We start from the raw sequence: 14,708 nt of genomic DNA, 5'->3' as shown, positions 1-14,708 counted from the left end.
CCTCCCGAGTAAACCTCACCTGGTTCGTCCTCGAAGGTTCGGAACGGGCATGTCTTTAGTCTCCCCCTGGTGGACAGGCCCGACCCTACATCACCCCTGGAGATCGAAGAGTCAGGAAGCTCCGCCTTCCGGGAGTTCTTGAATTACCGGCATTTTTCTGTTAGTTTTTAGCGGTTTTACCCCAGGAAAGAGAATATGAAACAGATCGTACTTGGTACGGCGGGCCATATCGACCATGGAAAGACCGCCCTCATAAGGGCCTTGACCGGGATCGACACGGACCGCCTGAAAGAGGAGAAGGAACGGGGGATCACCATCGAACTGGGCTTTGCCTCTCTCACCCTGCCCAGCGGGCTCCTTATGGGGATCGTCGATGTTCCGGGTCATGAGAAGTTCGTCAAACATATGGTGGCCGGTGCATGGGGAATCGATGTCGTGGCTTTGGTGGTGGCTGCGGACGAGGGAGTCATGCCCCAGACTCGTGAACATCTCGATATCTGCCGATTGCTTAACGTAAAGAAGGGACTGGTGGTCATAACCAAGGTCGATCTCGCAGATGAGGAATTGATCCAACTCGTCGAGGAAGATGTCCGGGAGTTTGTGAGGGGAACGTTCCTCGAGGGTGAGCCCATTATCAGGGTTTCCTCCCTCACGGGCGATGGGATAGATGATCTCCGCAAGGCCTTGGAGAAGCTGGCCGATGAGACCGAAGAGCGTCCGGCAAACGGGCTCTTCCGACTCCCCATCGACCGGGTCTTTGTCATGAAAGGGTTCGGAACCGTGGTTACAGGAACCATGGTCTCGGGACGTGTCCACGTGGGCAGCATGGTGCAGGTCCTGCCGTCGGGTCATGAGGCCAAGGTGAGGGGGATTCAGCTCCACAATCGGGCGGTCAGCGAGGCAAGAGCGGGCCAGAGGGCTGCCCTGAATCTCCAGGGTCTGGACAAGACAATGATCAGGCGGGGCGAGGTGGTCTGCCATCCAGGGACGCTCCAGCCGACCCAGGTTCTCGATGGTGAATTGGAACACCTGGAGTCTTCGCCGCGGCCTCTGAGGAACAGGGTCCAATTGCGATTCCATATCGGAACGAGTCTCGTCCCGGCCCGGATCATCCTGCTCGACCGGGAAGCCCTGAACCCGGGCGAGAAGTGCATGGTACAGCTCCGTCTTGATGCTCCTGTTGTCGCTCTACCCCAGGACCGATTCGTTATCCGAGGGTCGTCTGCCGTGCAGACTCTGGCGGGAGGAGTCATTCTCAACAACCATCCTCTCAGGCACAGGCGGCTCGATCCTGCTGTTGTTGAAGACCTGGTTCGCCTGCGGGACGGAGAACTCGGAGACGTGATCACCTACCACATCCGCCAGAGCGGGTATGGCGGGCTATCCTTTTCGGAGCTGTGGGGCAGGATCGGCAATGCTTCTGATGAGGCAATCCGCCAGACACTGGAGAGGTTGGTCCAGCGCAAGGAGATCGTCGCCGTGGGGGGTGACGGGACCCGGTATGTACACAGCGGTATCTATCAAGCTTTGGAAGAGGAAGCCCTCAAATGCCTGGAAGATTTCCACCGGAAGTCCCCCATGGCTCTGGGGCTTTCCAAAGAGGAACTGAAGACGAAGCTCCCCAAGTCGATGGGGTCTCGGCTGTTTCAGATGCTTCTCAGGGAAATGATCGGGACAGGGCGGGTGGTCCTGGATGGAGAGAAGATCCGGTTGTCGGGCCACCGTATATCGGTCAAGGAGGAGTTCCTCGAGCAGGTGGAAGGAGCGATCCGAGATGGAGGTTTGCAGCCACCCTCGGTGAGAGAGTTGGTCGAGAGGTTCTCCGTGACCGCGCAAGGCCTGAAAGACCACCTGGAACTGCTGGTGAATCGCGGAGCATTGATTCGGGTGAAGGGAGACCTCTATTTCCACAGGGAAGCGGTTCTTCGGCTGAAAAGGGATCTTTTGGATTTCATCCGCGCCAACGGCGAGATCACCACCCCCCAGTTCAAAGACCTGACAAGGGTCTCCAGGAAGTTCGCCATCCCGCTCCTGGAGTATTTTGACAGCATCAAGGCAACCATTCGTGTGGGGGACAAGAGGATTCTCAGGGGCGGCTCCGGGTGAGGACGCCGTTGCGCGAGAGATCGAGACTTGATATGGGGCCGGAAAGAGCGGTCCTTCGGGCCGGGGCCCTGAAGAAGCAGGGGACCTGATGGCGCGTTTCCGTTTTTCTGATGGAATAGAAGTAAGATCCCAGCGAAATCAATACAAGCGGTACGATGTCTTTCTGTGCCGGCAGGAGGGTCACAGGGCCTTCGGCTCCCGCGTGTCGGTCTATCATGTGCTGAGGGAGAAGCAGTGCTACCCGGGGGGATGCCTTGGTTTCGCATGGAAATGCCTCCGCCTCAACAAGGGGCTCTCATGCCCGAGAGGCATGCACCATGTGGGGAAGATGTGCTTTGGGTGCAAGTTCTTTGTAGACGAAAAGATCAACTACCGACCAGAGGTGCTTCTTTCTCCCGAGGAGTTCGATGCTTTCAGGGAGGAACTGCGGGAGTTTGAACGGTGGGTGGAAGATCACCGGGGAAGAGAGGTCAACTGTTCGGGGACGGTATTGTCGGTAAAACCACATTTGACCATCGATCCCTCTCGAAGCTGGCGGCCCTCCTTCCACGGGTTTCTGGCGGTCATCGCGGATGGTTTTGTAGACATGGTCCATTTCGAGGATTCCTGTTACGTGAGGTTGGGTAGTCGAGCCCAGGAGAGGTATCGCTTCAGACCCGGGGATCGGGTCGACCTGTACGGCCGTTTTAAAGAAGACAGGGGAAGAATAATACTGACAGGGGTAAATCGAGTGGAGGTCGAGCACCGGTCTGAAGGCCTCTGGTGGAACGAAGCCCGGGCACGAGTAGCCCTCCACACGGGGAAGATACTCGAAGGACAGCCGCGGAAATGTCTCGATTGCAGGAATGGTTGTCTCATCGATGTCAGACCCGCCCGGGGATGGGAGACAAGGTCTCGTCGCATACTCTTCTGCCTGGAAGGCATCGAGGACCCCTCGCTTTGCACCCGTGTGGAAACCGGAGAGGAGATCCGAGAGGGGTGCGGTATCCGGACAGGAGCATGCACAGGGAATGGAGGTTTGACGGTTCACCAGGATGCTGCAATGAATCAGGCGCTGGTTACTCGTTGAGATGGGGGAATCTGCGGGGAGAGACGTGGAAAGGGCACTTCTTCTCAACTCTACCTTCATGCCCCTCCGAATTGTCTCATGGAAAAAAGCCATAATCCTGATGGCCCTGAGAAAGGCGGAGGCCATCGAAGTCTATGACAGAGAGATTCACACGGTCTCCCTGTCCATCCCCTTGCCTTCGGTGATCCGGTTGTTCAAGTTCGTCAGGATTGGAGACCAAGAGGTCCGTTTCACCCGGCATAACATCTATCTGCGAGACCAAGGCCGGTGCCAGTACTGTGGGCGCAGGTTCAATCTGAGAGATCTCACCTATGACCATGTAATTCCCAGAGCCAGAGGGGGAACGGCTACGTGGGAAAACATCGTCACATGTTGCCGGTCCTGCAACCTGAGAAAGGGCGGGAGGACCCCGAAGGAAGCCGAAATGACTCTCATAAGGAGGCCGGTGAAGCCGAAGTGGTTGCCCATTCTCGACGTGGCGATGGAGATCCATAGGGCACCGAAAAGCTGGCGGAACTATCTTCCAGAGGGAAGGTTGTTTCCTCTTTTCTTTGACCGTTCCGCGGAGTGAGTCATCCCAATGGGAAGGCAGACGAAGAGGAGAGAGAGGTCTATGGATCGGCTCTGGGCCCCGTGGCGGATTGAGTACATACTTTCCGAGAAGAAGGGGGAATGCATATTCTGTGTCAAGCCCTCCAGGAGTGGAGACCGGAAAAGGTTGATCCTCTACCGGAGTCAGTGGTCCACGATTATGATGAACCGGTTCCCATATACGAGCGGCCATCTCATGGTGGCTCCTATGAAACATACCTCGAACCTGGACGACCTGACACCCGAGGAGCTGACCGACCTCTTTCTGGTGTTGAGAAAGGCGGTTTCCCTCCTGAGGAGAGCCATCGCCCCGGAGGGTTTCAATATCGGTATGAATATCGGGCAGATTGCAGGGGCTGGGATTGCCGACCATCTCCATTTCCACGTGGTTCCCAGATGGAGCGGCGATACCAATTTCATGCCCGTTTTGAGCGGAACAACGGTCGTACCCGAGTCCCTCGACAAGACCTTCGGGAAGCTCCTTTCCGTGCTGAAGGAGATGGACCGAGAGAAGTGAATGAAAATCCTGAGAACACTCCTCTACGGGCTGCTCCTGGCGGCTACGATCACGTTTTCATTGAAGAATTATGAAAGCGTCCGGTTAAGGTACTTCCACCTGATCGACTCTGTCGAGCTTCCCCTGTTTTTGGCCGTTCTGCTTTCTGTTCTCTTCGGGATGGCGGCCGGTGGTTTGCTGGACGCGGTTATGCGTCTCCGGCTCAGGAGGGCGATCCAGAGGGAGAAGAAGACGATGGAGGAGCTTGAGAAGAAGACGGCGGCGCTGAGAAGCGTCGTACTGTCCCTTTCCAAGGAGTAGTCGTGGATTTTTTCGACCCCCAGGCAGAAGGAGTGATAGGCGCTCGGGATATGGTAAGACATCTCGTTCTACCGAGGTCTTCAGGGGATGAGGTCCTCGAGTTGCCGCCCAGAGCGATCGTGACATTCAGCTCGAGGATGCTGGACGGCCTTGTTCGAGGTTGCAGTGCAAGGAGATGCGAGGCGTGGCGAAGGCGGAATCCGAAGCTCTTTCTGGCCGGGGCAGGGACGGAGCGGCTGGTTTTGACAATGTCTCCATACGGTAGTCCTGCGGCCGCGATGCTCCTCGAGGAGCTCATAGCCTTCGGAGTCAACCGGGCTCTGTTTCTCGGTTATTGCGGATCGATCCAGGAGAGCCTCGGCCTCGGGGATATGGTTCTACCCTCCCTCGCGTTGCGCGAAGACGGTACCTCGTATCACTACCTGCCTCGAGGGGTGGAGTGCCGGCCCGATAAAGAGCTTTTTCTCAGCCTGGAGCAGTACCTGGAGAGAAGGGGTGTGAGTATCAGAGCCGGGCCGGTGTGGACGACGGATGCCCTCTACCGTGAAACGAGAGACAAGATAGAGGATTACCGTACCAGGGGGGTACTGGCGGTGGAGATGGAGATGTCCGCCCTGTTTGCCGTCGCATCGTTGCGGATGATCGGTGTTGTCGCCCTCCTGCTCGTTTCCGACTTGCTCTCCCGTGACGCCTGGACACCGGGTTTCTCGGATCCCAGGCTGTTGGACAGGGAGCGGTTGGTCAACAGAATCGTTCTCGACTGGATGGGAGGGAAGGGGTGAACGGGGGGCCGGCCGGTTCTTTCCGACGCGGGATTGCCGGAAGAGGACGACTGCATCCCTTTTGTCGGGCAGGAGAGCAATATCGGAGGTTTGTGCCGGGGCGTTGGGCCCCGGCCGGGATGGTTCCCGGGGCAGAGGCGAGTCACTACGGGAGTGAAAGGAGTATAGAGAGATGAAGGTCGATTTGAAAATCACCAATTGTCGTATCGTCAAACCGGACCAGACTCTGTCTGCGGGCCTGGCCATAAAGGATGGCCAGATTGTGATGATCGCCCCTGACCACTTGCTGCCCGAGGCAGTCAGGGAAATCGATGCCGGAGGAGACTACGTGCTGCCTGGGTTCATTGACCCTCACATGCATGTGGATTGGCCTGACTGGGATCTGGTGGAAGCGACCGAAGCCTCGACAAAGGCCGCTGCTGCCGGTGGATATACCACGGTGATCGACTTCCTCAGTTGTCCAGGAAGCCTGGCGGAGTTCTTCACCGAGGCCAAGACCGTCTTCGAGGCCCACTCGTACGTGGATGCCGGTTTTCACATGGCGATCTTCACGGTTGACCAGATAGAGGAGATTCCGAAGATGGCGGATCTGGGGGTCTCTTCCTTCAAGTTTTTCCTTCCCTACAGGGGATCTGAGGTCGTGTTGCCCCTTGTGGGGATCGACGACGGAATCGTCTACCTTGGATTCAGAGAGATCGCCAAATTGGGATACCCGGCCAGGGCCCTGGTTCACTGCGAGAACATAGAGATCGTCTTCAAACTGAAAGATCTGTTCATGAAGGCAGGCAGTGAAGCCCGGGTGACCTGGGATGACGTGCGGCCTCCTGTCTGTGAGTATGAGGCGATAGGGAGGATGGTCGCCTTCTCAGAAGACACCGGCTGCCCCTTCTACATCGTCCACATGAGTACCAAGGAGGGAGTAAGGGAGTTGAAGAAGGCAAAGGAGAGAGGGATAAGGGCCACGGGTGAGACGTGCGTGCAGTATCTCACCCTCACGGCGGACGATGTGGACAGGACCCTCGGCAAGGTGAATCCTCCACTGCGCAAGGACAGGGTTCATGCTGAGAGACTTTGGGAGGCCTTGGAGGAAGGGATTATCGAATGTATCGGCTCTGACCATGCCCCCTGCGCCAGGAAACACAAGACCGATTTCTGGACAGCCACTGTGGGGATGGCCGGAATCCAGACGCTCATACCGGTCCTGTTGAGCGAGGGGGTCAACAAGGGGAGGATTACGATCAACAAGGTGGCGGAAGTGTGCAGCTACAACGTTGCCAGGAACTTCGGGCTGCTGCCCCGCAAGGGGGTCATAGAGGTGGGGGCGGATGCCGATCTGGCTGTCGTGGACTTGACCAAGAAGTCCACGGTCCGGGCGGACAGGCTCTATCACATATCGGACTTCAGCCCCTTTGAAGGTTGGGAATTGACGGGTTCGGTTCGATACACGATTCTCAGGGGGAGGGTGATCCTTGAAGACGGCGAGTTTACAGGTAAGACCGGTTTGTCGAAATTCATTCCCAGGCCGCTCAAGAACCGCCGGGATTAGCCCGGTTTCTGGAAGCCGTCAAGGGGAGATGTATCGGGCGTTCCTGACTTTTGAATAAGGTCCCTGTCCCCGAGCGACACTGCGGAAGAGGTGGGGTACCCATCGAGGGGAACCGGCGTTTTTCGGTTACGACCAACCGACCCCCGGTAAGAATCCTTGCTCGAAAAGTGAGGAAGCTCCAGAGACGTATTGAGCGAGGAGAGGGGACCCAGAGAGAGTCAATCCAGATCTCATACCCGACAGAGAGGAGGTATCATCATGAATCCCATCAAGCTCGAGGAGCACAACCAGCATTCCTTCCAAGAAGCCGGAATCGACAAGGCCATCCTGGCCGTGGGTTCGACCGAGAGCCACGGGGAGCACCTGCCCTTCGGATGCGACACCTTCGTCTCTTACGAAATTGCTCTGGAGGTGGCGAGCCGCCTGGACAAGACCGTAGTGGCCCCGCCCGTGTGGTACGGAATGAGCCTGCACTACCGGCACAAGCCCATGTGTATCAGCCTCTCCAACGATACCCTGACCAGGGTGATCAGGGACGTCCTCGAGTCGTTGATTTACTGGGGCATAAGGAAAGTCCTCATCATCAATGGGCACGACGGCAATATCCCCCCTATCGAAGTGGCCGCCCGGGATATCAAGCTCGAATATCCGGACATGGGTCTTGCCGTACTTGACGCCTGGTGGGTGACTGCCGGGAATCTCTTGCCTGAGGACACCTTTGAGGTCTGGAACGGCCTCGGCCACGGGGGAGAGGGAGAGATGTCCATCGGTTTGGCGATCTTTCCGGAGCTCTGTGATCCGAGTCGGGCAAAGGGCAGGATACCGGACATGGATCCAAATGTGAAGTTGATCTGGAATTTCCAGGAATTGACCGACTTGGGTGCAACAGGTGCCCCTGAAAAGGGTACTGCTGAGAAGGGCAGAAAGATGAAGGAAGTTCTGGTCGATTATCTTGTGGGATTTGTCAAAAGGATGGAGAAACAGAACTGGAGATACACAAGAGAGTAGCCTGAACGCGTCGACCTGGAACAACAGGCAGGGGGGGAATCTGCCGTGATGTCCCTCTCTCCTCTCACCGGCCGACCCGAGAATCCTTGACCCTTCGTTCCAAGCATTCCCCATCACGGGGGATCCGGCAAGGTACCTTTGTGCCTTTCTCCTGTGGATCCGAGCAGGCGCCTGAACCACTGCCCGAGACCTTGAAGGGTCAGATTCCCTCCCACTATCCCCTGTGGCCTCCACAACATGATCACGATCAAGAGGCTCGCATAGACCAACTCAATCAGGCCGTAGAGTCTGAGGCTCTCCTCGAGAGGCTTGAGGGCGTAACCTAGGGTGATGAGCAGCGCGGCTCCCACCACGGGGCCGATCATGGTACCGGCACCGCCTATGACAAGCATGATAACGATTTCGAAAGTCATGGTAAACGAAAACTCATAGGGCCGGATGGCTCTGGCAAGGTGGGCGTAGAGCCCTCCGGCCACCCCCGCGAAGAAGGCCCCGATAACGAAGGACAGGAGTTTGTACTTCACCAGATTTATCCCCTGTGACTGGGCAGCCGTCTCGTCGTCCCTTATGGCCATCATGGCCCGTCCATAGGAGGAATTTATGATTCTCCAGATCACATAGACCGTGATAAGAGCCCACACATACACCCACCAGACATTCGTATAGTGCGGGATCACCTGGATTCCCGCCGAACCCCTGGTAAGCCATTTCAGGGTCTTGGCCATGGTAGTGATGATGACCATGAATCCCAGGGTCGCAACGGCCAGATAGTGCCCCCTCAGCCTCAGGACCGGGGCGCCTATGAGGACCGCTCCGAAGGCCGCGAGGATCCCGGCAACGAGGATGGCCGGCAGAAAAGGCCACTGATAGCCCTGCCCCCCGAGCAGTGCCGGGAGGAGGGGGAGATCATAGGCCTGCCTCAGGGAGACGGGGAACGTCAGGAGAGTCGAGGCGTAAGCCCCTATGGCCATGAACCCGGCGTGTCCCAGGGAGAAAAGGCCGGCGTATCCGTTGGTCAAGTTCAGACTCACTGTGGCGATTATGTAGATGCCCATCACAGAGATGATGTACATGAGGTATCGGCTGAGCACGAGATGGGCGCCGCCCAGCAAGAGGAAGAACAGAACAATGGCGAGAAGGGCTTTGAAGTGGCCCGGGATCGCTTTTCGTTCTCTTGCGGTAGTCCTGTTGTTCATACCTTCGCTCTTTCGCCCATGATCCCAGAGGGTTTGAGGAGTAAGACGAGTATCAGTATGGCAAAGACTATTCCATCCCTGTATTCGGCATAGCCAGGGGGAAGCAGGGCTACTGAGAAGGTCTCTGCGATGCCCAGTACATAGCCCCCCACCATGGCCCCCGGAATACTGCCAATACCTCCGATCACCACGGCCACGAAGGCTTTGACCCCGGCCATGAACCCCATGGCGTAGGATATCTGCCCGTATTTTCCGCCCCACATGAACCCCGTTATGGCCGCAATGGCCGATGCCAGGACAAAGGCAAGGCCGATCACCCGATTGATATCGATGCCCACTAATCTGGCCGTCTCTCCGCTCTCTGCGATGGCTCTCATGGCGATACCTACCTTTGTCTTCTTCACGAAGAGGGCGAAAAAGACCATGATGCCCACAGAGACCAGTAGGATGAATATATCGATCGTGAGGAAGGTAACCCCTCCCGCGGTCTGGTTGACTTGGCTCAGGAAAGGGGGAGGCCGGAACGCATACGGCTGCGGCGAAGCCAGCATCTTCACCAGGTTTTCTATGAAGATGTAGAAACCGAGAGAGGTGATCAGAAGTGCGACCTCAGGACCTCCCCTGATCTTCCTGTACGCTACCAGGTCGAGGAGGATCCCGGTGATGCCGCCGAATATGACCACCAGGGCTATCGCAGCCAGAAAGGGGAGGTGGAGCGAGACAAAGAGCACGTAGAAGCAGAAGGCGCCGATGGTTATCACCGCTCCGTGGGCGAAATTGATCAGCCTCAGGATGCCGTAAATCACTGTCATTCCAAGGGCCAGCAACGCGTACATGCTGCCCAAGACGGTCCCGTTCAATACCTGCTGTGCAATGTAGCCTGATGCATACATGGATCAACCACCGAGATAAGCCTTCTTGATGTCCTCGTTTTCCATTATCTCTTCTGGGCGGCCCTGCATTGCAATCCGTCCCGCCTCCATGACGTACACATAGGTGGCCAGTCGGAGTGCGATATTGACGTTCTGCTCCACAAGGAGGATCGTGAGGCCGGCCCCCAGTATTTTCTGGATGGCATCATAGACACCCCTGACGGTCAGGGGGGCAAGGCCCAGAGAGGGTTCGTCCAGAAGAAGCAGTTTGGGCTGGCTCATCAGCCCTCTCCCAAAGGCAAGCATCTGCTGCTCACCTCCACTCAGAGTACCGGCCAGCTGGGATTCCCTCTCTTTCAGCACGGGGAAAAGATCGTATATCCATTGCATATCCTTCTTGATCCCCTCGGTATCCCGCCTGTGATAGGCTCCTATGACGAGGTTTTCCTTGACCGTCAGAGTGGTGAAGATCTGTCTTCCCTCGGGTACCAGGACAATGCCCATCCTCACCCGTTTGTCCGCCGAGAGTCCGGTCACATCTACCCCATCGTATAGGATGGTACCCTTCTTAGGGCGGAGCACACCCACCGTGGCCTTAAGGGTCGTACTCTTGCCGGCGCCGTTTGCTCCCACCAGAGCAACGATCTTTCCGTCGCCGACTCTCAGGGACACACCCTCTATGGCCGGAATAACGCCGTAGTGTACATCTAGGTCACTGATCTCAAGCAATGCGATCGTCCGCTCCCAGGTACGCCTCGATGACCCTCGGATCGCTCCTGATCTCCTCGGGCGTTCCTTCGGCGATCAGAGCACCGTGGTCGAGGACCTGGATCTTCTCGGCCAGTCCCATAAGGAAAGGCATGCGATGTTCTACGATGATCAGAGTCAAAGAACGCTTCCTGTGGATATCTCTCACCAGTTCGGCCAGGTCTTCGGATTCCCTGGGATTCATGCCGCAGGTGGGCTCATCGAGGAGCAGGAGCCTAGGGCCGGAAGCAAGGGCCACGGCGATTCCGAGCTTTCTCTGAAGGCCGTAAGGCAGATTGCCGGCCGCCACATTCCTGAACTCGATCAATCCGAACATGTCGAGGAGATCTTCGATGAGAGACTCCAACCTCTTTTCCTCTCTCAGGAATCCCGGAAAGGACAACAGCGCGCTCAGCAGGCCGTAGTTCAGGCACGTGTGGTATGCTATTTTCACGTTCATCGCCACACTGAGATCCCTGTACAGGCGCAGGAGCTGGAAGGTTCTCCTTATCCCTCTTTCTGCCACCTGATCGGGTCTCCAGCCGGTGATGTCAACACCGTCAAAACCGATGATTCCCCTGTCGGGTTTGAAAAGGCCGGTGATAAGATTGAAGATCGTGGTCTTCCCCGCTCCGTTGGGGCCGATCAGCCCGAATATGCTCCCCTGGGGGAGTTCCAGGTGGTAGTTGTTGACCGCTTGCAGACCCCCGAAAGACTTGTCCAGATTCTCTATTCTGAGCAGCACCGACATGACCAACTGATAATCCTTAAACGGTTTTTCGTGGAGCGGTCAAGCAGGGGAGGAAGCCGCCGGTGAGCGGCTTCCTCCCCCTTGCCTCTTACTTAGACAAGTCAGGCGGGGACAGGTATTCAGGGGTGACCTTGGCGATGGTGTTGAACTTGCCTCCCTCGACCTTGAGAAGGGCCACGGATTTATCAGGGACCCTGCTTCCAGGCCTGTAACTCACGGTTCCTGTGACGCCTTGGAATTCCCTCACAAGAGAGAGTCCTGCGCTGACCTTCTTCGGTTCTGCAGAGTTGATCTTCTTGATCGCCTCGGCGACAAGTCCCATGGCATCATAGCCCAGGGCTGCAAAGGCATTCTCGGGTTTGGTCCCCCATTTCTTCTCGTAGGCTTTCACGAAATTCACGACCACAGGCGCCTTGTCCTCAAGGGAGACGTGGCTCGTGAAGATCACTCCTTCCGCATACTTGCCGGCGACCTCGACAAGGAGGGGGGTATCAAATCCATCTTCGCCGATGATCGGCAGGGTCACGCCCCCTTCCCTGATCTGCTTGACAATCAGCCCGCAGTTTCCCGGGACACCGCCCACGTAGACGAAATCGACCTTTCCTGCATCCTGCTGGGCTTTGAGTCTGGTCACCAGAGCGGAGTAATCCTTCCACTCTGTCTCAAAGTAGTCTTTGTAGACTACTTTTCCTCCGTAGTGGTTGAACGAGTCATCAAAATAGGTGCACACGGCGATGCTGAAGTCACAGGCCGAATCTATCCAAACCGCGGCGTTTCGCAGATTCATAGTCTCGGTCGTGTACTTGGCGACCGCTCCGGCCTGTGCATTGTCTCCGAAGCAGGCCAGCCAGGCTCCGGTTCTCTCGGGAATACGCGGATGAGTTGCCCCGGCCGTGATAAAGGGTATCCTGTACTCCCTCGCAATTGGAGCAGCAGTCAAGACCCAGTGGGTGTCACAGTAGCCGATGATGGCAGAGGCCCCCGACTCGGCAAGGCGGATCGTGGCTGCAACGGTTTCCGCTTCATCCGCCTTTGTGTCGATGCAGTTGGCCTCGACCTTCCTCCCCAAGAGGCCGCCGGAGTCGTTGATCTTGTCGACAGCCAACTGGATGGCTTTCCATGCCGGCTCGTCTATGGAGGCCCAAGGACCGGTTAGGTTCATGAGGACACCGATCTTGATAGGCTTCTCAGCCGCTTGAGAGTAACCGAAACCCATAATCACCACAATCCCGACAACCAGTAGAGCTATTCCCCATCTTTTCATACCGGACATCTCGTTCCCTCCTTTCTCTAAAGATGAGCTTTGAATGAGATTCGGAGACTACTGCTGAAGTGCTCCCACCTCCCTCCTTGTTTGGCTTGCCCGGTTCTCCGGGTTTTGGCGCAAGCAAAACCAACCGTATCGTTTATACTACACCCGCTGATCAAGATCAAGGGCTATCTGCGCATATCCGACGACCTTGTCGATCTTCAGCCCAAGGAGCCGTGCCATGAGGACCATCGGTCTTCACTTGCGACTGTTCATCACATAGAAGGGGTCAAAATCCAGCTTCTCCCACCCCTCATACCACTTGTGGTAGTATGGTTTGATCCTCTGCAGCGTTTCGGCAAAGGACCTTTGATCCGGGCCGATTCCCCTGGATGCCTGTTTTCGGACTTCCTCGTAGAGGCCGTCCACGTCCACGGTGAGGAGCCTCCGGTCTTCCATGATCACCTTCCCCCCGACGATGGCGGTGTTGACGTGGACCCCTTTTGCGCGGTTGATGAAGATTTCAGCGATGTTCAACTCCGGAGACACCCAGGGATCCTCCATGATCTGTTGAAGGTCCACGAGAATCATGTCTCCTTTCATGCCCTCCTTGAGGGCGCCGAGTTCCCCTCCGAAGCCGCAGACCCGGGCTGCATTGGTGGTGCCCATTTTCAGGACATCGAAGGCGTTCAGAGCGGGCGTCCTGGCCAGATCAAAGCCTGAAACCCGGTGGAGCCGGTGGATCATCCTGAGTTCCATGATGCCGTCCCCATCGTCGTTTATGGCCTTGTCGTCGATTCCCAGGGCGACGTTGACGCCGGCCTTGTAGAGATGGTAGACAGGGGAGATTCCGTTCCTCACAGCGAGGTTGCAGCTCGGATGGTGCGTGGTGGATGCACCTCTTGAAGCCAGTAGCTCGATGTCCGACTCGGTCACGAAGACAGCATGGCCCAGTGTCAGATTCTCATCCACCAGCCCGAGATCGTCGAGATGGCCGACCAGAGATTTGCCGTACTTGCGGATTCCGAACGCCTTCTGGATCGGTGTCTGCAAGGTGTGGAGATGGATCTGAATCTTTCCAAGCTGGTCTGCCCGTTCCTTGACCTGTTGCAGAAATTCATCGGTACAACCCTGGGTCCAGCTCGGACCGAAGAGAATTCTAGTCTCCTCGTCGTTGTAGCGGCCGTGGAGTCCCTCGAAGAGATCCATGTAAGCCTCCACAAAAGCCTTCTTGTCATAGTAGACCATCGGCCGTGCGAACTCCTGGAGGTCTGGGGGCAGGGTTGCGAAAAAGTCCGTATCGTCCAGGGCCAGACGATTCACGTTCCTCCCTCCGGGCGAGTATGCCAGTCGAATGCCGACCTTCTGGTACCCGCTGATCGCCTTTTCGGCGTTTTCCATGAGGTTGGGCTCTTCACCCCAGTTGTTATGGTGCATGGTGGTGCAACCTCCCTGGAGGTGGCGTACCGCGCTCATCATGGCCGATACCTCGGGATCCAGAGGAACCATGAAGGCCCAGTCGATAAGGCCGTTCTCCAGGAAGTCGAGGTCAAAACCCATCTGAGTCAGAGTCAGTCCCCAACCGTGACTGTGTCCGTCGATGAGTCCCGGCATGAGGAGTTGCTTGCCGTTCCCCTTGACGGCGGCCTGGGGGTGTCTCTCCTTGAGAGAAGCGTAGTCACCCACCTCGACGACTCTTCCTCCGGACACGTAGACCGCTCCATCGGTCAGTATTCCCTTCTCCCCTGCACCGGCATCGGTGATCACGTATTTTCCCCTCACCAGAATATCCATGTCATCCTCCCTTCCCCGGTCTGTACTGTACGGTCCAGCCACGGACTGCAGGGACAGAAAGCCGCCCGTGCTCTATCCCAAGGCGGCCCATCCCCTCTGCTGCTTATAGATACTCCTTGTCTTTCCTTTTGCCAAGGGGATGGTGTGACTCGAGTTTGCGGGCTCCCGGGGCCAAGGCAC

General features: G+C 56.9%; 14 protein-coding genes. 8 read left to right on the top strand and 6 right to left on the bottom strand.

What is annotated here, in order from left to right; genetic code table 11:
- The first annotated feature begins 195 nt into the window (after positions 1-195).
- From selB to JRJ26_00930, 8 genes are all read left to right on the top strand, one after another.
- Positions 196-2,106 carry a selenocysteine-specific translation elongation factor gene (gene selB / locus JRJ26_00965; protein MBW2056046.1) on the top strand — a complete coding sequence of 637 codons (1,911 nt, stop codon included), beginning with the start codon at positions 196-198 and terminating at the stop codon, positions 2,104-2,106.
- Positions 2,107-2,194: 88 nt separating this feature from the next.
- On the top strand, positions 2,195-3,175 hold the full coding sequence (locus JRJ26_00960) for a hypothetical protein (GenBank protein ID MBW2056045.1): 981 nt from the start codon (positions 2,195-2,197) through the stop codon (positions 3,173-3,175).
- 1 nt (position 3,176) lies between these two features.
- On the top strand, positions 3,177-3,746 hold the full coding sequence (locus tag JRJ26_00955; protein ID MBW2056044.1) for an HNH endonuclease: 570 nt from the start codon (positions 3,177-3,179) through the stop codon (positions 3,744-3,746).
- A gap of 42 nt (positions 3,747-3,788) precedes the next feature.
- Entirely contained in the window at positions 3,789-4,283 is a 495-nt protein-coding gene (locus JRJ26_00950) for an HIT domain-containing protein (protein ID MBW2056043.1), read from the top strand.
- Positions 4,284-4,583, top strand: coding sequence for a LapA family protein (locus JRJ26_00945; protein MBW2056042.1), 300 nt, complete (start codon positions 4,284-4,286; stop codon positions 4,581-4,583).
- A 2-nt stretch (positions 4,584-4,585) separates the two neighbouring features.
- The gene (locus JRJ26_00940) at positions 4,586-5,365 is read left to right on the top strand and encodes a nucleoside phosphorylase (GenBank protein MBW2056041.1); all 780 of its coding nucleotides are present in this window, start codon (positions 4,586-4,588) and stop codon (positions 5,363-5,365) included.
- 172 nt (positions 5,366-5,537) lie between these two features.
- Complete coding sequence (locus JRJ26_00935; protein MBW2056040.1) at positions 5,538-6,911, top strand: amidohydrolase family protein; 1,374 nt, start codon at positions 5,538-5,540, stop codon at positions 6,909-6,911.
- Positions 6,912-7,169: 258 nt separating this feature from the next.
- A complete protein-coding gene (locus tag JRJ26_00930; GenBank protein ID MBW2056039.1) occupies positions 7,170-7,919 on the top strand; it encodes a creatininase family protein in 750 nt (249 codons plus the stop codon).
- Between the two features lie 113 nt (positions 7,920-8,032).
- Here the strand turns inward: JRJ26_00930 and JRJ26_00925 are convergent, their stop codons facing one another.
- The 6 genes from JRJ26_00925 to JRJ26_00900 all read right to left on the bottom strand — a co-directional run bounded on the left by JRJ26_00925 (position 8,033) and on the right by JRJ26_00900 (position 14,528).
- Positions 8,033-9,115: a branched-chain amino acid ABC transporter permease gene (locus JRJ26_00925; GenBank protein MBW2056038.1), complete on the bottom strand. Its 1,083-nt coding sequence runs from the start codon at positions 9,113-9,115 to the stop codon at positions 8,033-8,035.
- On the bottom strand, positions 9,112-10,008 hold the full coding sequence (locus JRJ26_00920) for a branched-chain amino acid ABC transporter permease (protein ID MBW2056037.1): 897 nt from the start codon (positions 10,006-10,008) through the stop codon (positions 9,112-9,114). Before JRJ26_00920 ends, JRJ26_00925 begins: the two co-directional genes overlap by 4 nt.
- Before the next feature lie 3 nt (positions 10,009-10,011).
- Entirely contained in the window at positions 10,012-10,716 is a 705-nt protein-coding gene (locus JRJ26_00915) for an ABC transporter ATP-binding protein (GenBank protein ID MBW2056036.1), read from the bottom strand.
- Entirely contained in the window at positions 10,709-11,485 is a 777-nt protein-coding gene (locus JRJ26_00910) for an ABC transporter ATP-binding protein (GenBank protein ID MBW2056035.1), read from the bottom strand. Before JRJ26_00910 ends, JRJ26_00915 begins: the two co-directional genes overlap by 8 nt.
- 88 nt (positions 11,486-11,573) lie before the next feature.
- Positions 11,574-12,749 (bottom strand): ABC transporter substrate-binding protein, encoded by a 1,176-nt coding sequence (locus tag JRJ26_00905; protein ID MBW2056034.1) that lies wholly within the window; start codon positions 12,747-12,749, stop codon positions 11,574-11,576.
- A 243-nt stretch (positions 12,750-12,992) separates the two neighbouring features.
- Positions 12,993-14,528, bottom strand: a complete 1,536-nt coding sequence (locus JRJ26_00900; GenBank protein MBW2056033.1) for an amidohydrolase family protein — start codon at positions 14,526-14,528, stop codon at positions 12,993-12,995.
- Between the last annotated feature and the right edge of the window lie 180 nt (positions 14,529-14,708).

The sequence above is a fragment of the Deltaproteobacteria bacterium genome, from assembly GCA_019308905.1.
Taxonomy (GTDB): domain Bacteria; phylum Desulfobacterota; class BSN033; order WVXP01; family WVXP01; genus JAFDHF01.
The sequence above is the reverse complement of the archived record's forward strand: the minus strand, read 5'-3'. Positions and strand labels throughout refer to the sequence as shown.

Coding starts and splice junctions, on each gene's coding strand:
- JRJ26_00925 (MBW2056038.1), bottom strand. CDS start 9,115: ATGAACAACAGGACTACCGCAAGAGAACGAAAAGCGATCCCGGGCCAC.
- JRJ26_00905 (MBW2056034.1), bottom strand. CDS start 12,749: ATGAAAAGATGGGGAATAGCTCTACTGGTTGTCGGGATTGTGGTGATT.
- JRJ26_00935 (MBW2056040.1), top strand. CDS start 5,538: ATGAAGGTCGATTTGAAAATCACCAATTGTCGTATCGTCAAACCGGAC.
- JRJ26_00910 (MBW2056035.1), bottom strand. CDS start 11,485: ATGTCGGTGCTGCTCAGAATAGAGAATCTGGACAAGTCTTTCGGGGGT.
- JRJ26_00955 (MBW2056044.1), top strand. CDS start 3,177: ATGGGGGAATCTGCGGGGAGAGACGTGGAAAGGGCACTTCTTCTCAAC.
- selB (MBW2056046.1), top strand. CDS start 196: ATGAAACAGATCGTACTTGGTACGGCGGGCCATATCGACCATGGAAAG.
- JRJ26_00930 (MBW2056039.1), top strand. CDS start 7,170: ATGAATCCCATCAAGCTCGAGGAGCACAACCAGCATTCCTTCCAAGAA.
- JRJ26_00945 (MBW2056042.1), top strand. CDS start 4,284: ATGAAAATCCTGAGAACACTCCTCTACGGGCTGCTCCTGGCGGCTACG.
- JRJ26_00920 (MBW2056037.1), bottom strand. CDS start 10,008: ATGTATGCATCAGGCTACATTGCACAGCAGGTATTGAACGGGACCGTC.
- JRJ26_00960 (MBW2056045.1), top strand. CDS start 2,195: ATGGCGCGTTTCCGTTTTTCTGATGGAATAGAAGTAAGATCCCAGCGA.
- JRJ26_00950 (MBW2056043.1), top strand. CDS start 3,789: ATGGATCGGCTCTGGGCCCCGTGGCGGATTGAGTACATACTTTCCGAG.
- JRJ26_00900 (MBW2056033.1), bottom strand. CDS start 14,528: ATGGATATTCTGGTGAGGGGAAAATACGTGATCACCGATGCCGGTGCA.